Origin of the sequence: Bradyrhizobium sp. B124 (assembly GCF_038967635.1) — a bacterium.
Lineage (GTDB): Bacteria > Pseudomonadota > Alphaproteobacteria > Rhizobiales > Xanthobacteraceae > Bradyrhizobium.
Window position 1 is genome coordinate 6,799,787 of the sequence record NZ_CP152413.1, and the last position, 18,498, is coordinate 6,818,284.

General features: G+C 65.5%; 23 protein-coding genes. 13 read left to right on the top strand and 10 right to left on the bottom strand.

The features are described 5' to 3' along the window. Positions 1-134 precede the first annotated feature (134 nt). The 3 genes from AAFG13_RS32395 to AAFG13_RS32405 form a co-directional block, all read right to left on the bottom strand. A complete protein-coding gene (locus tag AAFG13_RS32395; RefSeq protein WP_212313784.1) occupies positions 135-905 on the bottom strand; it encodes a hypothetical protein in 771 nt (256 codons plus the stop codon). Positions 906-979: 74 nt separating this feature from the next. After that, positions 980-1,378: a hypothetical protein gene (locus tag AAFG13_RS32400; RefSeq protein ID WP_212313782.1), complete on the bottom strand. Its 399-nt coding sequence runs from the start codon at positions 1,376-1,378 to the stop codon at positions 980-982. Positions 1,379-1,435: 57 nt separating this feature from the next. Continuing rightward, positions 1,436-2,212 carry a hypothetical protein gene (locus tag AAFG13_RS32405; RefSeq protein WP_212314329.1) on the bottom strand — a complete coding sequence of 259 codons (777 nt, stop codon included), beginning with the start codon at positions 2,210-2,212 and terminating at the stop codon, positions 1,436-1,438. Positions 2,213-2,456: 244 nt separating this feature from the next. On the opposite strand from AAFG13_RS32405, the gene AAFG13_RS32410 reads away from it, so the two are divergent. The 4 genes from AAFG13_RS32410 to AAFG13_RS32425 all read left to right on the top strand — a co-directional run bounded on the left by AAFG13_RS32410 (position 2,457) and on the right by AAFG13_RS32425 (position 6,258). Beyond that, positions 2,457-3,119: a response regulator transcription factor gene (locus AAFG13_RS32410; RefSeq protein WP_212313780.1), complete on the top strand. Its 663-nt coding sequence runs from the start codon at positions 2,457-2,459 to the stop codon at positions 3,117-3,119. Beyond that, complete coding sequence (locus tag AAFG13_RS32415; RefSeq protein WP_342709321.1) at positions 3,116-4,420, top strand: ATP-binding protein; 1,305 nt, start codon at positions 3,116-3,118, stop codon at positions 4,418-4,420. The genes AAFG13_RS32410 and AAFG13_RS32415 overlap by 4 nt, the downstream gene beginning before the upstream one ends. Positions 4,421-4,606: 186 nt before the next feature. Then, positions 4,607-5,419, top strand: a complete 813-nt coding sequence (locus AAFG13_RS32420) for a uridine kinase (RefSeq protein ID WP_212313772.1) — start codon at positions 4,607-4,609, stop codon at positions 5,417-5,419. A gap of 14 nt (positions 5,420-5,433) precedes the next feature. After that, positions 5,434-6,258 carry a molybdenum storage protein subunit alpha gene (locus AAFG13_RS32425; protein WP_342709322.1) on the top strand — a complete coding sequence of 275 codons (825 nt, stop codon included), beginning with the start codon at positions 5,434-5,436 and terminating at the stop codon, positions 6,256-6,258. 235 nt (positions 6,259-6,493) lie between these two features. Here the strand turns inward: AAFG13_RS32425 and AAFG13_RS32430 are convergent, their stop codons facing one another. Further along, complete coding sequence (locus tag AAFG13_RS32430; RefSeq protein WP_249131914.1) at positions 6,494-6,892, bottom strand: hypothetical protein; 399 nt, start codon at positions 6,890-6,892, stop codon at positions 6,494-6,496. 195 nt (positions 6,893-7,087) lie between these two features. Here AAFG13_RS32430 and AAFG13_RS32435 point away from each other — a divergent pair, with 195 nt between their 5' ends. After that, on the top strand, positions 7,088-7,459 hold the full coding sequence (locus AAFG13_RS32435; RefSeq protein ID WP_212313762.1) for a cupin domain-containing protein: 372 nt from the start codon (positions 7,088-7,090) through the stop codon (positions 7,457-7,459). A 24-nt stretch (positions 7,460-7,483) separates the two neighbouring features. Here the strand turns inward: AAFG13_RS32435 and AAFG13_RS32440 are convergent, their stop codons facing one another. The 5 genes from AAFG13_RS32440 to AAFG13_RS32460 all read right to left on the bottom strand — a co-directional run bounded on the left by AAFG13_RS32440 (position 7,484) and on the right by AAFG13_RS32460 (position 10,422). Beyond that, positions 7,484-7,720 (bottom strand): hypothetical protein, encoded by a 237-nt coding sequence (locus AAFG13_RS32440; RefSeq protein WP_176529167.1) that lies wholly within the window; start codon positions 7,718-7,720, stop codon positions 7,484-7,486. A gap of 87 nt (positions 7,721-7,807) precedes the next feature. After that, a complete protein-coding gene (locus AAFG13_RS32445) occupies positions 7,808-7,975 on the bottom strand; it encodes a hypothetical protein (RefSeq protein WP_212313761.1) in 168 nt (55 codons plus the stop codon). 43 nt (positions 7,976-8,018) lie between these two features. Beyond that, complete coding sequence (locus AAFG13_RS32450) at positions 8,019-9,137, bottom strand: acyl-CoA desaturase (RefSeq protein ID WP_212314325.1); 1,119 nt, start codon at positions 9,135-9,137, stop codon at positions 8,019-8,021. Between the two features lie 233 nt (positions 9,138-9,370). Next, entirely contained in the window at positions 9,371-9,580 is a 210-nt protein-coding gene (locus AAFG13_RS32455; protein WP_092123914.1) for a cold-shock protein, read from the bottom strand. Positions 9,581-9,813: 233 nt separating this feature from the next. Next, a complete protein-coding gene (locus AAFG13_RS32460; protein WP_097671726.1) occupies positions 9,814-10,422 on the bottom strand; it encodes a TetR-like C-terminal domain-containing protein in 609 nt (202 codons plus the stop codon). Between the two features lie 105 nt (positions 10,423-10,527). Between AAFG13_RS32460 and AAFG13_RS32465 the strand changes: the two genes are divergently transcribed. The 8 genes from AAFG13_RS32465 (at position 10,528) to AAFG13_RS32500 (ending at position 17,591) form a co-directional block, all read left to right on the top strand. Continuing rightward, complete coding sequence (locus tag AAFG13_RS32465; protein WP_342709324.1) at positions 10,528-11,223, top strand: PspA/IM30 family protein; 696 nt, start codon at positions 10,528-10,530, stop codon at positions 11,221-11,223. A 70-nt stretch (positions 11,224-11,293) separates the two neighbouring features. Further along, positions 11,294-11,569: a YiaA/YiaB family inner membrane protein gene (locus tag AAFG13_RS32470; protein ID WP_016846457.1), complete on the top strand. Its 276-nt coding sequence runs from the start codon at positions 11,294-11,296 to the stop codon at positions 11,567-11,569. Positions 11,570-11,958: 389 nt separating this feature from the next. Next, positions 11,959-13,014 carry a hypothetical protein gene (locus AAFG13_RS32475; protein ID WP_342709326.1) on the top strand — a complete coding sequence of 352 codons (1,056 nt, stop codon included), beginning with the start codon at positions 11,959-11,961 and terminating at the stop codon, positions 13,012-13,014. Continuing rightward, entirely contained in the window at positions 13,011-13,886 is an 876-nt protein-coding gene (locus AAFG13_RS32480) for a ThiF family adenylyltransferase (protein ID WP_342709328.1), read from the top strand. The genes AAFG13_RS32475 and AAFG13_RS32480 overlap by 4 nt, the downstream gene beginning before the upstream one ends. Beyond that, a complete protein-coding gene (locus AAFG13_RS32485; RefSeq protein WP_342709329.1) occupies positions 13,883-15,082 on the top strand; it encodes a hypothetical protein in 1,200 nt (399 codons plus the stop codon). The genes AAFG13_RS32480 and AAFG13_RS32485 overlap by 4 nt, the downstream gene beginning before the upstream one ends. Continuing rightward, positions 15,079-16,200, top strand: coding sequence for a GNAT family N-acetyltransferase (locus tag AAFG13_RS32490; protein WP_342709330.1), 1,122 nt, complete (start codon positions 15,079-15,081; stop codon positions 16,198-16,200). The genes AAFG13_RS32485 and AAFG13_RS32490 overlap by 4 nt, the downstream gene beginning before the upstream one ends. Next, positions 16,197-17,192 (top strand): hypothetical protein, encoded by a 996-nt coding sequence (locus tag AAFG13_RS32495; RefSeq protein WP_342709332.1) that lies wholly within the window; start codon positions 16,197-16,199, stop codon positions 17,190-17,192. Before AAFG13_RS32490 ends, AAFG13_RS32495 begins: the two co-directional genes overlap by 4 nt. Before the next feature lie 192 nt (positions 17,193-17,384). Beyond that, positions 17,385-17,591 (top strand): hypothetical protein, encoded by a 207-nt coding sequence (locus tag AAFG13_RS32500; protein WP_024581255.1) that lies wholly within the window; start codon positions 17,385-17,387, stop codon positions 17,589-17,591. 110 nt (positions 17,592-17,701) lie between these two features. Here the strand turns inward: AAFG13_RS32500 and AAFG13_RS32505 are convergent, their stop codons facing one another. Continuing rightward, entirely contained in the window at positions 17,702-18,460 is a 759-nt protein-coding gene (locus tag AAFG13_RS32505) for a DUF2478 domain-containing protein (RefSeq protein ID WP_342709333.1), read from the bottom strand. Between the last annotated feature and the right edge of the window lie 38 nt (positions 18,461-18,498).

The following is an 18,498-nucleotide window of genomic DNA, read 5'->3' on the forward strand; positions in this document are numbered from 1 at the left end:
CATCGAGGGGCTCCGTTCATGCAGTTCGCGACGGACCATCGACCGCGAACGGATCAATCGCGAGACGATGATCGCGACGCGCCAACCTGCCCGCACTCAGAGAACGATGTCCGGTGCGGCCAGAGGCTTGACGTTCACGCGTGCTCCCCCGCGCGCTGCGGCAGGATGAAGACCAGGGCGGCGATCGCAACGGCGAGAGCGATCGATGCCGTGTAGCGGCTGAGCGCAAGGCCGCCGTGATCCAGCGGCTTGTCAAGGAAATCGCCGACAGTCGCGCCGAGCGGCCTGGTCAGGACGAAGGCGATCCAGAACAGCACCGTGCGCGACACCCTGGTCCAGAGATAGGCGGCGGCAACGATGGCGATGCCGGCGGCGAACACGATGGCGCCGCCGCGATAGCCGAGGCCGGTGGAGTCGGCCATCCAGTCGCCGAGCGCGGTGCCCAGCGTCTGCGAGAACAGGATCGTGATCCAGTAGAAGGTTTCGGCCGCCTTGTTGTCGATCGACGCGATCGAGACCGTTCCCATGGTACGATGCCACGCGGCAAGGGACACAACGAGCAGTCCGGCGAGCAGCGATGAGCCGCCGAGATATCCGATTCCGAGCGAGCGGTCGACGAAGTCGGCAAAGGTCGTGCCGACGGTCGTGGTCGCGATGATCACCGTCCAGTAGAGCAGCGGATGAAAGCGCTTCGCCGCCATCTGCGCCGCGACGGCAACAGCGAAGATGACCGCGAAGATCGCGGTGCCGACGAGATAGCCGAGATTCATCGACATCGTGACGGCGTCGCCGCCGGTCTCGCCGAGCGTCGTGGCGAGAATCTTGATGACCCAGAAGCCGAGCGTGACGGCGGGGACCTTTCCCGCGCGCTCGTCCGCGGCGGTGTCGTGCAACAATAATTCCATGGGTTCTTCGCTCCGGGAGGCCGGTCGCCGGCGGACGATGCCGCCGGCGGTGGTCGAAATGATGGATGGAGAGATCAGGCCTTCATCGAGTCCATGATCGACAGCAGTTCGGCGAGCGCCTTCTTGCATTTGGCGGCATCCGGATTGGTCTCACGCACCGCCTCGAGCGCGCGATCGATCGCCTTGTCGACCGTGTGCCAGTCCGCGGCCGCGCGTGGCTTCAATCCGGCTTCCGCTTCGTCCCATTTGGTCTCGAGATCCTTGATCCGCGTCTTGGCGCCGGCCAGGTCGCCCTTGTCGACCAGTGCCGCGACATCGGCGGCGATGCTGCGAAATGGCATCAGGTCGCCGAGCCTGGCGGCGGCCGTCTGCGTGTGCGGCAGCAGCTTGAGGCCTGCGTTGGCATCGGGGAGCGGCTGGATGACTGCGAGCGCAACGATCGCCGTCGCAAGGCCGAGTGTCGTCTTGTTCATGGGTGGTTCTCCTGTGTGAGGGGCTTCGATGGGTGTCCGTTGGGGCGCGTGTCGCATTCACGCGCCGGGCGACGCCTCGGGCTTTCCGCCGGCGTCGCCTTCGAACGACAGCCAGGCGACCAGCGCGACGATCACCGTCAGGAAGGCGAGGCTGGTGTAGATCGTGCCGAAGCCGAGGCCGCCATACTCGCGGGCCTGGGACAGCAGGTCGCCGAACGATGCTCCGAGCGGACGCGTCAGGATGTAGGCGAGCCAGAAGGTCAGCACCGCATTGGCGCCGAGTGCGTAAGCTGCGGCGATGACCGCGATCAGTGCCGTGAACGCGACCACCCCGACGTTGAAGCCAAGGCCCAGCGCTTCGGTCGCAAGATCGCCCGCAGCCGTGCCGAGCGCGAATGTGAAGAGGATCGCGGCCCAGTAGAACAATTCGCGCCGTTGGGTCACGATGCTGTGGATCGACAGCGTCCGCTCGACCGAAAACCAGATCGCAAAGGTCGCGGCCAGGGCGATCGCGAAGGCGGCCGTGCTGACGTAGAGGCTGATCTCGAGCTTGTCGGTCAGTGCATCGGTGATCTGCGTCCCGACGATGCTGACGAGTACGACCGTCAGCCAGTAGACCCATGGCACGTAACGGTCCATCCGCAGCTGGATGGCCAGCACTGCGGCAAGCAGCGTGATCATCAGCAGCCCGGTCACGCTGGTGCCAAGGCCGACATGGACGGCAAGGTAATCGGCGCCGGTCTCGCCGACCGTGGTCGACATGATCTTGATCAGCCAGAAGACGAGGGTGACTTCGGGGACCTTGTTCAGCATGCTGCGGCCGATGGGTCTGATATCCAGCACGGTGTGAAGCTCCGCTTTGACAGGGTCGGCGGTTCCGCCGAGTTCGAAACGGAGCGTGCCCTGCGAGACTTAGCCCCGGCTTAGGTGGGCGGAGCGGCCGCCATCTGGGCGCCGAAAGCCCCTAAGCCGCGGCTAAGTCGAAACTGATATGATCGCGCAGGCGTCGCGGGTTGTTCGGTGCGACGGAGTTTCGCCGGGCCTACTCCCGGCGCGGATCGGGATGGATTGCCAGGCGATGCGGGTGCTCGTGGTGGAGGACGACAGGATGATCGGCGCCGCCGTCGTCGAGGCGCTGAGGGATGCCGCCTATGCGGTCGACTGGGTGCGCAACGGTGATCTCGCCATCGAAGCCAGCCGCAGCGAGACCTACGACATTGCGCTGCTCGATCTCGGCCTGCCGTTGACTGACGGTCTCGACGTTCTCAAGGCGATCCGGGAGCGCGCCTCGCGGCTTCCCGTGATCATTCTCACCGCACGCGATGCGCTGAATGATCGCATCCGGGGGCTCGATCTCGGCGCCGACGATTACCTGGTCAAGCCGTTCGAGATCGCCGAGTTGCTGGCGCGCATGCGCGCGGTGCTGCGGCGCGAGGGCAGCGGAGCGCCGCCGGTGCTGACGAACGGTGAGCTTCATCTCGACCCGGCCACGCGGGAAGCCACCTTCTGCGGAGAAAAAGCCGTGCTCAGCGCACGCGAGTTCGCCCTGCTGCAGGCGCTGCTGGCGCGGCCGGGGACGATCCTGTCCCGTGCCGAGCTCGAACGCCAGATCTATGGCTGGCGCGAGGAGGTCGAGAGCAACGCGGTCGAGTTCCTGATCCACGCCGTGCGCAGAAAACTCGGCGCCGCGGCGATCAGGAACGTGCGCGGCGTCGGGTGGATGGTGGATCGTTCGAGATGATGAGATCGCTGCGCGGACGCCTGTTCGTCGGACTCACTGCGATCATCCTGTTGACGGGCGCCGTCGGCGGACTCCTGGCCTACCGATGGGCCTACAGCGAAGCGATCGAGATGCAGGACTCGGTCCTGATCCAGATCGGCAGCTTCGCGCTCAGCGCTCCGATCCGGCAAAGCCGTCCGGTCACCGGCGTCGACGCGGAAGCCGAGGTCGCCGTCGTCGAGCTCGGTGAGGCGCCGCGCGGCGCTGCCGACGATCGCCGGCTCTGGGGACTGACGGATGGGCTGCACAATGATGTCTATCACAGCCAGCCGATCCGCGTGCTGCTTCGGACCCGGCCGGACGGCAGCCGCTTTGCGGTGACGCAGCAGACCGAGATTCGCACCGAGATCGCGGGCGATATGGCGGTGCGCACGCTGTTACCCATTGCCGCGCTGGTGCCGTGTCTGCTGCTGATGACAGCATTCGTGATCGCCCGATCGTTCCGGCCGATGTTGCGCCTCGCCGGCGATCTCGATGCGAGCAGGGTGGATGACGTCGGTGCCTTGCCGGCGACGGGCGCGCCGAGCGAGCTGCAGCCGTTCCTTGGCTCGATCAACGGGTTGCTGCGACGGGTGCGCGTCATGATGGACCAGCAGCGGCGTTTCATCGCCGACGCGGCCCATGAACTTCGAACGCCAGTCACCGCGCTCAGCCTGCAGGCGGAAAATCTCGCCTCCCTCGACATGCCGGCGGAGACGCGCGACCGGCTCGATGCGCTGAAGAGCGGCATGCGGCGCACCAAGCATCTGCTCGAGCAACTCCTCGCGCTGGCGCGTCAGGACGCTGCGCCGGCCATCGCGCGTGGACCAGTGGAGCTGGACAAGATCGCAAAAGGCGTCGTCGCCGATCTGCTGCCTGAGGCGGCAGCGCGCAACATCGATCTCGGTTTCACGACGGTCGAGGAGGTCGCGGTGAACGCCGACGAGCTGTCCCTGATCTCGGCGGTCCGGAACCTGGTCGAGAACGCAATCAAGTTCACGCCCAACGGAGGGGCTGTCGATCTTGCCGTCGGTCGGGAGGACGGAATGGCCGTCATCCAGATCGAGGACACCGGGCCGGGGATTCCGCCGCAGGATTTGGCGCGGATCGGCGAGCCGTTCTTTCGCGGCGGTCAGCCGAGCGGCGAGGGCGCCGGGCTCGGGCTCTCGATCGTGAAGCGCATCGTCGATCATGCCGCCGGTTCGGTTCTGTTCGAAAATGTGACCGGTGCCGGACGTTCAGGCCTGCGCGTGACCGTCAAGCTGCCGGCGACCGATCGGTGAGGTCAGGTGGCCAGAAAAATGGCTGCCAGCCGCGCGGCATCATCGCCGTTGCATCTTGAGACCCGCCCGGACTATCGCTACCAGTGCGGTTCGGATGCGGGCTTTGCGAGCCGCCGGTGGCGACCGGTTCGGATGTCGCGGGCCGACGAAAGCAATGCCAGGCGCATTGGAGAAAGGACGTTTCTCATGACAAGCACGACGGCGGAGCTCGAGGCGCTCCTGATGCAGCGGTCGCTGACCGATCCGCAGCTCCTGGCGACGGCGGAGGCGGCATCGAGCTTCCGGATCCTGCCGGATGCCGCGGTGATCAAGATCGGCGGCCAGAGCGTCATCGACCGTGGCCGCGCCGCCGTCTATCCGCTGGTCGACGAGATCGTCGCCGCCCGCAAGGCGCACAAGCTGCTGATCGGGACCGGCGCGGGCACCCGCGCCCGCCATCTCTATTCGATCGCGGCCGGGCTTCGGCTGCCGGCCGGCGTGCTCTCGCAGCTCGGCGCCTCCGTCGCCGATCAGAACGCCGTGATGCTGGGCCAGCTTTTGGCCAAGCACGGCATCTCCGCGGTCAGCGGCGCCGGGCTTTCGGCGGTGCCGCTCTATCTCGCCGAGGTGAACGCGGTGATCTTCAGCGGCATGCCGCCTTACGGGCTGTGGATGCGGCCCGCAGCCGAGGGCATGATCCCGCCCTACCGCACCGACGCCGGATGCTTCCTGGTCGCCGAGCAGTTCGGCTGCAAGTCGATGATCTATGTGAAGGACGAAAACGGCCTCTACACCGCGAACCCGAAGACGTCGAAGGGCGCCACCTTCATTCCGAAGATCTCGGTCGCCGAGATGAAGGCGAAGGGATTGCAGGATTCGATCCTCGAATTTCCGGTGCTCGATCTGCTCGCCACCGCGCGCCATGTCCGCCAGGTGCAGGTCGTCAATGGCCTCGTCCCCGGCAATCTCACCCGCGCGCTCGCGGGCGAGCATGTCGGCACCATCATCACCGCGAACTGAGCAGGGACACGACCATGGATGACACCATCAAGCACGTCGCTTCGCCGCTCGCTCGCCAGACCCTGCTCGACAGCGATCTCACCCGTCCCGTTGCCGGCGGACGCCCGATCCCGCTGCTGCCCTGGGTGCAGGTGGTGAAGATCGGCGGCCGCTCCATCATGGATCGCGGCCATCAAGCGATCCTGCCGATCGTCGACGAGCTGCGCGCGCTGCTGCCAGAGCACCGCATGCTGATCCTGACCGGCGCCGGCATCCGCGCCCGCCATCTCTACAGCGTCGGCCTCGACCTCGGACTGCCGGTCGGCTCGCTCGCGCCGCTCGCCGCAAGCGAGGCCGGCCAGAATGGCCACATTCTGGGTTGCCTGCTCGCGCCGGAGGGCGTGTCCTATATCGAGCATCCGACCATCGCGAGCCAGCTCGCGATCCATCTCTCCGCGGCCCGCGCGGTGGTGGGCAGCGCCTTCCCGCCGTATCACCATCATGAATTCCCGGTCTCGCGCATCCCGTTGCACCGCGCCGACACTGGTGCGTTCCTGATCGCCGATGCGCTCGGCGCCGCCGGCCTCACCATCGTCGAGGACGTCGACGGCTTGTACAGCGACGATCCGAATGGTCCCGACGGCAAGAAGGCCCAGCTGCTGCGCGAGACCAGCTTCGCCGATCTTGCCAAGCTGAAGGGGACGCTGCCGTTCGATCCCGCGCTGCTCGAGGTGATGGCGAACGCACGGCACATCGAACGCGTGCAGGTCGTGAACGGCCTGGTTCCCGGCCGGCTCACCGCGGCGCTGCGCGGCCAGCACGTCGGATCGATCATCCGCACCGGCGCACGGCCGGCGTAGATCGCGCCGCGGACTCCACTTCACCTCGCCCCGCTTGCGGGGAGAGGCATAGGCCGCCCTTGGCGGCCGTCCCCAAGAACGCCGGAGCGGAGCTTCGGCTATGACGCATCGCTAGATGCGTTCCGGGTGAGGGGGAGTCTCTACGGACCCAGCTATCACCATATGTGCGGAGGCAGCCCCTCACCCCAACCCTCTCCCCGTAAGAACGGGGCGAGGGAGCACATCGCCGTTGCGATTACTTGATCGTGGCGCGCACGGTGATGACCGAGGTGCCGGAGGCCTTCGGTCCCTGACCTGTGGCCTTGATGGCAAACGTATCGCTGCCCTTGTACTTGGCCTTCGCCCTGTATTCGAAGGTCGATGCGTTGATCTTCTTCAATTTGCCATAGGCCGGCTTTTGCGAGATCGACGAGTCCGTCACCGTGCCGCGGATCCCGATCGGGATCTGGCAGCTTTCGCCTGCTGCGACGTCGATATCGCCGGTCGAATTCTCGCCCCAATCCGCCAACGTCACCGACATCGAGCATTCCGGCACGGCCGGCGCCGACGACGCCGGCGTGACACTTGATGCCGCAAGGATGAGCGCCAGGAAGGCTGCTCCCGACAATCGCGTCGTAACGATGCTCGTTCTCATGCAAGGCCCACTGCTGAAGGTTTTCGGCAACGGAATCCTGCAACGCCGGAGCAGGGGTGGCAAGGACTTCGGCTCGGATGTGTTGCACGGATTGAAATGGCCCGGGCACCTTGTTGCGCCGTTGCAGCGCGCCCATAGTTATCGCTTTGCGATGCGATCCGAACACAAGCGTTCGCGAGACGAGAAAGGGTTCCAATGGCTGAAGGCAACGAGGGGCAGTCGAACGCCCGGCAAGCCGGGTTTGCCGGCGTCACGCGCAAGACCCTCGAGCGACTGCAACTGCCCGGCGATCAGCGCGAGCTTGTCGTTGCCGAGGTGACCTATCCGCCCGGCGGGGTTGCTCCGCTGCACCGGCATCCTGTCGGCGGCGTGATCTTCATCGTCGAAGGTGTTGCCGAGTCCGCCTATGGCGACGAGGCGCCACGGCAATATCGGGCAGGCGAGACCTTGCAGGATCGGGCCGATGTTCCGCACACGCTATTTCGCAATTGCGACCCGGAACGGCCGCTGCGCTTTCTGACGATCTACGCGCTCGAACCCGGGCGCGCCTACACGATGGAGCCGTAAAGACTAGGCGCTTCCGTCGGCTGTTCAGATCATCGCGAGCTTGATCCGGCCGCCTTCAATGGTTCCCGCCGCAAGGGCATCGCGAGCCATCTTTTCGAAGGTCGGCCAATTCGCGAGAAGATATTTGTGCGCCTGCATCTTCGTCGGGAATGTGGTTTGCAGGATGCAGTCCTGCCGCGCGTTTCCGTTCGCAATCTGAAAGGACACCGCTTGCGGTCCCTCATTGATCTCTTGTTCGGTGGGCTTGGGAAGCTTGCGCATGCTGCTCCTTCACGAAGATTCTCGCGTTCGTCGCGAATGGAATTCGGTCGCATCCCGGGCGGGCGATCCGGTCGCGTGGCGCGCGACTTAATCGACGTCGGCGGCCCCGGCCTCAGCCTTTTTGGCTTTTGCCGGGCGCGGCTTCGACGCCTGGTCCGGGCTCGGCGTGTTACGCACGGCCTCGGTCAGCATCTCGCGCAATTCGGCCTTGGTCTTGGGTGCTTCGCGCTTGCTCGGTTTTTGCCAGTTGGTCATTGACTCTATATGGGGATGCCCGAGGCAAAATGCTACCGCTCTCTCAAGCTTTCGGGTTTACCCCGGCCACCGGCGGCGGAACGGCCAGAAGGAAGCAGACCGATTCCACCAGCAGCTCATGTGCACGGTCGACGATGTCGTCCAGCGACGGCGTCTTCGCGAACATGGCCTGGGCTTCAGCCAACAACTGCTCGCGCGTTGGCATGCTGGGCAGATGCAAATCGGCACGATGCTGCAACAGAAAAAGCGCGTCCCGCACCGACAATCCGGTTTCGTGGATTGAGGATTTGATCGCCTGCGCAATGTGTTCGGGGTTGAAACGGCCGGCAAGCTGCTCAGCCGTCCGCTTGATCACACGCGATCCCAGGCGCTGCTCGTTGCGGAGAACCTGCGCGGGCGGCGCCTTGAGATCCCAGACGACACCGAACCAGGACAAGGCCACCAGGACATAATAGGTCGCGTCGATCTCCCACCGGCGGAAGCCTTGCCGCGCGCTGCTTTGATAGGCGTGGTGATTGTTGTGCCAACCCTCACCCATCGTAACCAGCGCCAGCAGCCAATTGTTGCGGGAGTCATCGCCCGTCACGTATCGCTTGCGTCCGTGAACATGTGCGAGGGAGTTGATGCAAAACGTTGCGTGATACACCAGCACGGTGCTCCAGAAGAAACCGGCCAGGAGCCCCGGCCACCCGGCAATGAGGAAGCACAGGACTGCGACCACGACCGCCGGCAAAACCTCGAATTTGTGCAGCCACATCAACTCCGGATACGCGGCAAAATCCGCAACTTTCGTCAGATCAGTCGCATCGTGCTGTCGATAGAAGATCCAGCCGAGATGACTGTACACGAAGCCTTTGTGCCGGGGTGAATGCACATCCTGCTCGGTATCCGAATGAAGGTGGTGATGTCGATGTTTCGCAGCCCACCAAAGGATACTTTTCTGGGCGCTGCTTTGGGCAAGGAATGCAAGGATGAATTGAAACGCCCGGCTGGTCGAATAAGCCCGGTGCGAGAAGTAGCGATGATACCCGGCCGTGATCGCAAACATGCGCAGCCAATACAGCGCGACGCAAATTGCAATCGCCGGCCATGAGACGCCCGACCAGATCGCCGCCAGACACCCCAAATGGACCAGCACGAACGGCAGGACCTGCGGGTACATGATGTCGTCGTGCTGCGGCGCCGGATCGATACTGGTGGACACGCTCGCGACCTCAGCTGCTTCGATGCGCAGGCCGGTTCGCCGGCAGACGGTTCAAGTCCTGATCCTGGCGGGCATTGCGCGCGGTGTTGATAAAAGAGAACCCCGCGGCCGGGTGACCAGTCGCGGGGTCGCGTAACCAGAGGCTCTGCCAGTTCATCCGTGGTCAAAGCAGCATGGCTAATTGCCGCAGCTTACACCGCGCGCAGATTGTCCGCAGCAGATTTGCCGGTCCGGCGGTCTGCAACGATTTCAAAAGACACCTTCTGACCCTCGTTGAGGGAGCTCATGCCGGCGCGTTCGACGGCGCTGATATGAACGAAAACGTCTTGGCCGCCGTCGTCCGGCTGAATGAAGCCGAAACCCTTCTGGCCGTTAAACCACTTCACAGTTCCCAAGCTCATGGAACATCGTCCTTTAGTATAGATGCGTGTTTGGAGCGGCACCCGAGAGCGCAGCAGGCTAATTCGAAGTTCAGGGGGTGAGGGTCGTCAGTCAGGCACGCTATCAGCGGCGAGGCCAAGTCGTTCGGCCGAAACTCGATCTGAAGTAGATAGCTACGGTTCGGCCATTCCGCAAGTGGCTTGCCCCTTTTCTGACCTCGACCGCTGCGCCCCGCTGGGGCCAGGCGGCCTACCTAATCCTTCTTCGCCGTCAGGCCGTCGACCATCGCCCGCGTCAAAGTGGAGATCTCGCTGCGCAGCGCCCCGATCGGCACCGCGATCAGCTTGTGCTCCAGCCCGAGCGCGACCATGCCGTGGACAGCTGAGAACAGGCTGCGCGCGGTGACGCCGAGCTGCGCCGGCGAGCGCTGCGGAAACAGTGCCGCGAGCGGCTTGTAGATGTGGCGGAACAGTTCCATCTGCTCGGTGATCGCCCATTCCGGCACCGGCTTGCCGGGCTGCATCCGGTGCTCGAACAGCGCGCGCCACAGTTCGAGATTGTCGGCCGCGAAGTCGCAATAGGCGACCGCGATCCGGACCAGCATCTCGCGCGGCGCGGCCGCGCCGCGGATCTCGGCCAGCGACAGCGAAGCATCGAGCCGGGCCAGCGTACGCGAGCCGACGCGCAGGATCAGCTCATCGACATCCTCGACCAGATTGTAGACGCCGCCATTGGCGACGCCGATTTCCTGGGCCAGTTCGCGGGTTTTCAGGCCACCGAGACCCTTTGCCGCAATTGCCCGTTCCGCCGCCTCGATCAGCGCTTCGCGCAGTTTTGCACGTCGTTCCAATGCTTTGGACATGTTTCACCCATCACAGTTGTGAGCGTCGCTCAAATAAATCTTGAGCAGCGCTCATTATATGGTACAAGAGATTCATGAGCGATGCTCATAACAGGGAGTGGCCAAATGTTCAAAACTGTTTTGACGATTTTCCGCGGCAGCGTGGCGGCAGCCGAGGAGGAACTGCAAGATCGGACCGCGCTGGTCGTCCTCGACCAGCAGATGCGCGATGCCGCCGCCGCGGTCGACCGCTCGAAACGGACCCTGGCGCTCGCCATTGCCGGCGACCAGCAGGAGGGCCGGCGGCTCGAGGCGACCAATGCCCGGATCACCGATCTCGAGGTGCGCGCCTCGGCGGCGCTCGAAGGCGGCCGGGACGATCTCGCCCGCGAAGCCGCGCAGGCGATCGCCAACCTGGAAGCCGAACGCGACGCCGCGATGACCGCGCGCACGCTGTTCGCCACCGAGATCACCCGGCTGAAGCGCCACGTCGCCAATGCCGAGGCGCGCATTGCCGAGCTCGATCGCGGCCGGCGCCTTGCCCGTGCCTCGGAAGCGGTGCGTTCGCTGCGCCGAAGCGGCATCGAGGCGGCGCGGCCCTACGAGTCGACGCTGCCGGAAGCGGAAGCCACGCTGAAGCGGTTGCGCGAGCGGCAGATGGAGACCCAGGCGGCCGACGACGCGCTGTTCGAGATCGACACCGCCTCGGGCCCATCAGCCACCGCCGAGAAGCTCGCCGAGCAGGGCTTTGGCCCGCGGATGAAATCGACCGCCGACGACGTGCTGGCGCGCTTGAGAGCCAAGCGCCCGCCTGCCGCCTGAGAACGCAAGCCTGAAACCTCGAGCCTGAAACCGAGCCAACTTCAAATCACCCATTATCAAGGAGACGACCATGAACCAGACCATCCAACCCCACAGCGGCAGCTGGGTTACCTTCACCTACGCGTCCTTCGCAGCCTCTGCCTTCCTCGTCGCCGTCGGCGTGTTCTTTCTGCCGATCGACCTTTGGATGAAGGGCTATCTCACGATGGGCATCGTGATGCTGGTCCAGACCTGCGTCACGCTGACCAAGACGGTGCGCGACAATTACGAGAGCAGCAAGTTCGTGAACCGGATCGAGGACGCCAAGGCCGAGCGCCTGCTGATGGAAGTCTCCAAGGCGGCGTGAGCCGGAGTCAACGGGACGCGGCGGGTGCTTGCACCCGCCGCTTTTAGGACGCTTTGCGCCGATCGGGTCCCGTCATCCCCGCGCAAAGGCTTCGCCTTTGTCGCTGGAGGTGCGAGCCTCTTCGACGAGCCTCGAAGGATGCACGGCCCGGCTGGTGGCCGTCGACCCTTCGAGGCTCGCTCCGCTCGCACCTCAGGGTGACGGAGAAGGAGCACGCACTCTGCCGCTACGAGCTGCGCTCGCAATGACGGTGGATAGGTCGCAGGCCTCTTACGACCAACTTGTTCCGTTTCCGGAAGGCCTTGTTTACCCTGCGGCAAACCGCGCCAGGTTGCGCTCATGGCTCCTTAACAGGCCAAAGTGCAGAGATCGCCCCGAGGGACAGAGAAATGGCGTCCACGGACAATCGCACCCCCGCTTCGCGTGGCAGCAGGAGCCTTGCCAAAGCGCGCGCGGCCTTTGACGGCCTGCGCAGCCATGGCGGCTTCTGGCTGAAGGCGCTGTCGCAACCGACCATCGATCTCACCTTGCGCACCCAGGCCGGCCAGCGCACCCGCATCGTCGAGGCGCCCGGCCTGTCGCTGCCGAAGGACGAGCTCGACGCGCTGGTCGGGCAGCTCCGCGTCGTCGCCGCCAAGACGCTGCCCGAGGAGAGCCTGACTTATGGCATCTTCTCCGGTGAGCCCGAGCGGCTGTCGCGCGCCATCATCACTCTGATCTCCGAGGAAGACACCGGACGGCCGATCGCGTTCAACGCCCTGTCGGTGATGGACGTGCCGCTCGACGGCGAGCCCGCTGAAGTGACCCATCTCGGCCTCGTCATGGTCGATCCTGATGTGCGCGGGCAGGGGCTGTCCTGGGTGCTCTACGGCCTGACCGCGCTGGTGCTGTTCGCCCGCGATGGCTTGCGGCCGAAATGGATCTCCAATGTCACCCAGGTGCCGGCGGTGGTCGGCATGGTCAGCGACACCTTCTCGGACGTGTTTCCGTCGCCGCAGCCGGGGGCGCGGCAGAGCTTTGCGCATCTGCAGCTCGCGCGCGGCATCATGGCGCGGCATCGCGCGGTGTTCGGCGTCGGCGAGGAGGCCGGCTTCGACGAAGCGCGCTCGGTGATCACCAATGCCTATACCGGCGGCTCGGATGCGCTGAAGAAGACTTTCGAGATCGCGCCGAAGCATCGCGATGCCGTCTACAACGAATTTTGCGAGCGCGAGCTGGATTACGGCCGCGGCGACGATGTGCTGCAGATCGGCCGCGTCGATCTTGCCGGCGCGCGCCGCTATCTGATGAGCGAGGTGCCCTCGGGCTCGCTGCCGGCGCTGCTCGCGGCGTCCGCAATGCTGGCATTGCAGCGGCTGGTGCTGCCGGTGGTCTACTGGATGGACGACACCCGCGCCTTCGGCACCTTGCGGCCGCGCAAGCAGGAGAGCGGGACCGCGCGATGAATTTCGATTACTACTCCTTCACCGGCCGCAACATCGGCTTCATCGACGAGCACGAGCAGCAGCTCTTGCGCCAGGCGCGGGTGTTCGTGTGCGGCGTCGGCGGCATGGGCGGCGCGGCCTTCATGGCGCTGGCGCGCGCCGGCGTCGGCAAGTTCGTGATCGCCGACATCGATCGCTTCGAGGTCTCCAACCTCAATCGCCAGGTATTCGCCTTCGCCGACGAGGTCGGCCGCGAGAAGGCCGCCGTCGCCGCCGAAGCCGCCAAACGCATCAACCCGACCATCGAGGTCGAGGTGCTCGGCGAGAACTGGACCAGTGAGCTCGCCGGCATTGCCGAACGCTGCCCGGTGATCGTCAACGGCATGGACGATATCGCCGCCGGCGTGCATCTGTACCGGACCGCCAAGCGCGCCGGTTCAACCGTGATCGACGCCTATATGTCGCCGTTGCCGTCGGTGATCGTGGTGCGCCCGCACGATCCGCGGCCCGAGGAGCGCCTCGGCTTTCCCACGCTGGCCAAGGACTGGACTGATATCACCGAGGACGACCGTCGCGCCGCGATGCGTGCCGAGATCGAGCACGTCATGCTGCATTCCTCGTCGCGCAACTATGTCGACCTCGCGATCGCCGGTGAAGTCGCGGCCGGCCGCCGCAGCCGGATGTCGTTCGCGCCGATGGTGATCTCGACCGGCATGCTGATGGCCTATGAGGCGGTCGCGCTGATCCTCGGCCGCACCTCCGGCACCGACTGCCGCGGCTGGTTCCTCAATCCGCACCGGCCCGCGATCGAGAAGCCGCGCAATGCGCTGATCGCGGCCCTGATGCGCCCGCTGGTGCGGCGGGCGATCGATCAATTGACGGGCGTCGCATGACCTCGGGGGTGATCGCCGATTCCATCGTCAATCTCTGCGGCGCCATCGGCGTCGCGGTGGCGATGATGACGTTCTACCGGCGCGATCCCCGAAGCCCGCTGACGCGCCGCCTGCTGCTCGCGCTCGGCGTGATCGCGACCCTGTTCCTCGATCGTGGCCTCGCGTGGTGGAGCGGAAGCTGGCTGCTCGATCGTCTCTCGGTGATCCCGGCCGCGCTGATTCCGCTCGGCGCGCTGATCGTCACCGAAGGCATCCTGCGCCGCCACGCGCCGCGCGCGGTCAAGATCGCGGCGCTCGCAGGCGGCATCGTGCTCGGCCTCGGCGGCACGTTCGGGCTGCAACGCCTGGTGATGCCCTATGCAATCACGCTGGCGCTGTTCCAGCTGGTTGGCTTTGCGACCTGCGCGCTGCTGCTGGCGACGCGCGACCGCGCCTCGCTGATGGCGTCGGAGAACCGCAGCATCGGCCGCATGGCGGTCGGCGCGCTGGTGGTGATCCCGTTCATCCTGACCGATTTCCGCACGCTGTTTCCCGATATTCCGGTCCGGCTCGGTGCGCTGGGGGCGCTGCTCACGGTCACCGTGATGCTGATCGCCGGTGGCGGCGCCGAGACACGGCGGCATGGGCTTGCGATGATGGCGCTGCGGCTGATTTCTTCGGGTCTGCTCGGCCTCGCCGCCGCCTTCATGGCGCCCGATGTCGATGCCGCGCAGATGATCCGGTTCGTCGCGGTCGCGATTGCCGGCGTGCTGACCATCGGGCTGATGACGGATGCTCTGCGCGCGCTGTTCGAATCGCAGGAGCCCGGCGTGCTCAACTCGGTCGCGGCGTCGCCGGCGCAGACGCGGGAGCAGCTGATCGCCGAGCTCGCACGGCATCCGATCTTTGAGAGCGCGCGGCGCTTCCGCGAAGACGAGCTTGCACCCTACGATCCGCCGCTGCTCCGCGACTTCCTGTCGACGAGGCGCGTGCTGCGCCGCTCCGAGGCGCCGTGGGGACTGGCGCCGACCGACCCCGCCGCCGAGCGCATGGCCTCGCTGATGACTGCGAACAGCGCCTCCCATGTCATCGTGCTCGCGCATGATCCGCTCGACCTGATCGTGCTCGCGGTGCCGGTCACCGCGGCCGATCCCGCCACCGAAACCGCGTTGGCGCTGGTGCGGCGGCTGCTGGCGCTGACCCCGGAGGCCAAATGACGCTGGAGATCCGGGAAGGCGACCGCAAGGCGGCCTTCGACGCCGCGCTCAATGCCTATGGGCCCGACAGCCTCTACGTGCCGCCGCTGTGGAGCGATTTCGACCGGATGTTCGATGCTGCGGAGAACCCGTTCATCACCGAAGGCCATGGCCGCTATGCGCTGTTCTCGGCGCATCGCGACGGCCGCCCGGTCGGCCGCATCGCCGCCTCGATCCACGACGCCTCCAACCGCAAGCACGGCACACGTCACGGCGCGTTCGGTTTCTTCGACTGTATCGACGAGCCTGATGTTGCCGATCTGTTGTTGCGCACTGCCGAGCAGTGGCTGTCCGCGCGCGGCATGACCCGTATCGCCGGCAATTTCAATCTGACGGCGATGCAGCAGATCGGCGTGATGACCGACGGCTTCGACCATGCGCCGTTCACCGACATGATGTGGTCGCCGCCGCATATCGCGCGTCACCTCGAACGCGCCGGTTATGCCGCGACCTTCCCGATGACGACGTTCGAGATCGCGCTCGACGGCGGCAAGCCGGAGCAGCTGCTCGGCGACAAGCAGCGCGCGGTGCTGGCCGACAAGGACTTCGTCTGGCAGCCGATCAAGCGCTCCGCCTTCAAGGTCCGGCTGGAAGATGCGCGCCTGATCCTGAACGACGGCTTTGCCGACAACCCGATGTTCGTGCCGCCGACCGCGGCCGAATATCTGTTCCAGGCCGGCGACATGATGTGGATCATCGACAAGCGGATTTCGACCGTGGTCTATCACCGCGGCCGGCCCGCCGGCGCGATCATCGCGATCCCCGATCTCAACCCGCTGATCAAGGCGATCGGCGGCCGGGTCGGGCTGACCGCGCCGTTCAAATTCGTGCAGCACCGCATGATGAACACCCGCGCCGTGCTGATCTATCAGTCGGTCTGCCGCGACCTGCACAATCGCGGCCTCAACGGCGCGATGCTCTACCGCACCGCGCTGGCGTTGCAGGAGGCCGGCTACCGCACGCTCGGCGGCACCTGGATCGCCGACATCAACGCGCCGTCGCTGCGCCAGGTCGAGAAGGCGGGCGCCACGCCGCTGCACCGGCTGCATCTGTTCACCAAGAGGCTGGCCGCGGCATGAGCGAGCTGACGCCGGACTTGCTGCGCGAGCTGGTCGCCGAGGCGCGGCTGGCGCCGAGCGTCCACAACATCCAGCCGACCCGCTGGCGTTTGCTCGGCGACGGGCGGTTGGCGCTGGTCGACGCGACCTGGGTCCGCGCGCCGGTCGCCGATCCCGCCGGACACGACGTGCTTGTCTCGCACGGCGCGGCGCTGGAGGGCATGAGCCTTGCCCTCAACCGCCGCGGCCTCGCCATCACGGCGATGACCACGATCGAGCAGCCGCTGTCGCCGCAATTTACTGCGCTCTGCAGCTTTGCGATCAGGCAAGGTGTCGCGCCCGATCCGTTGGCCGGCCATGTGGCGCACCGGATGTCGTGGCGCGGCAAGTTCGCGGCGTCGCCGGATGAGCCCGCGCCGCTGGTGCAGCTCGCCGTCGCGTGTGACGATCTGGTCTGCATCGGGGGTCGCCAGGCAATTGCCGATATCGCCGGCTGGGCCGACCAGGCTGAATTCTCCATCGTGCACGGCGACGACTATCGGGCCGAACTGCTCGAATGGATGCGGCTGTCGCCCGACCATCCGCACTATCTGCTCGACGGCCTCAATCGCGAAGCGCTTGCCATGAGCGCGGTCGAGGCCACCGCCGCCCGCTTCGTGCTCGGCAGCCTGTTCAAGCCGCTCGATCGTCTCGGCCTCGCCGCATCGCTGCTCTCAGACAGCGCCAAGACCGCCTCGGCCGCGGCGATCGTGCTGTTCTGTCGTCCGGTCGGTGAGGATCCACTCACGACGGGGCGGCATTTCTACCGGTGCTGGCTGGAGATCGATCGCGCCGGGCTCGTGGCATGCCCGATCTCGGCGCTGGCCGATCACCCTGATTTCAACGACCGGCTGCGCAAGCTCGGCGGGATCGGCACCGATCTGCGCCTCGTCAACGTGTTCCGCATAGGTCGGCCGGCAAAACCACTGGAACCGCGGCATTTCCGGCTGCCGGTCGATCGGCTCATCGTCTAGAGCGTTTTCGAGCGAAGTGGACACCGGTTCGCGTGAAGAAAACGCGTCAAAACAAGAATCTAGAGCTTCGGTTCTGATTCAATCAGAACCGAAAATGCTCTAGGCGCTGACAGATCAGGTGCGATATCCGCTGTCAAAGCTTCATGCGGTCGTGCTATGACGCCGCCCGCTAACCAAAGACCGGTGGAGATGATGTCGAAGCAATCGCTGCGCGAGGAGGCCGAGCGCCTGATCCGCGAGACCATGGAAAAGCGGAACCTGGTCATCAAGCAGGGCACGACCCGGATCGAGGCCGTTTGCGGCAAATGCGGCGCGCCGAACCGGGTGCAGGCGGAAAAGGGCCAGTCCCGCGTCAAGTTCACCTGCAAGAACTGCGACCACAAGCAGGAAACGCTCTGAGCGAGCCTCGCTTCCGTCATCCTGAGAGAATGCGAATGTATTCGGCGTCGTCCTGGCGAAAGCCAGGACCCATTACCCCAACTGCTTATTGTTGTGCGACGCTGGGGCCACTATCGCACTCTCAATCGAATTCGGTGGTTATGGGTCCTGGCTTTCGCCAGGACGACGGCGTGGGAAGGCCGCTCGCTACAATTCTCACACCGTGATCCCCGCGCAAAGGTGAAGCCTTTGCGCGGGGATGACGGTGATGGTCCGCAGGTGGGGTGGCAGAGCGTTACCCCACAAAGCGCCTCTACTTGAACGCTTCGCAGACCGTGGTTGTGATCCGGCGCGATCCGGGCCGCGGTCCGCAGCGAGACGTTGCGCCACCTGGCGTCCAGCGCGTGGCGGTCGCAGGCGAGCTTCACGCTCATGCCGCCGGCGAACTTGATCCAGTCGACAAAGCTTTGGCGTGAGACCGCGATCACGACGGGAATGTCGGCGTCGAGCGCGCGTTCGATCACGAAGCCAAGGCCCTTGCCGTCGCGTTCCCGCTTGCCGAAGCGGTTGACGATGACGAGATCGGCGCCTTCAGCGAGCGCATCGGCGACGCGGACGCCGGCGTCCTGCAGCCGTGACAGATCGAGCTTGCAGCCGGTCGCACCAGAACTTGTCGTACCCGGAGCCGGCGGCTGCGCCAGCAGCAGCGTCTCGCCGCTGTGGACCAGCACTGCCGACAGGCTGGAATCCGCGCATTGGCCTGATTGCACCATGCCGACGACGCGCGCGCCGAGCGCCTTCAGGTCGCCGGCGAAGTCGCGCAGGATGGCGTCGGGATCGTCCTTGTCGTCATAGACCAGGGCGGCAAGGTCGCATTGGGCATCGAACATGATGGGCTCTGTTCGTTGTGGAGGAGAGCGGCGGCCGC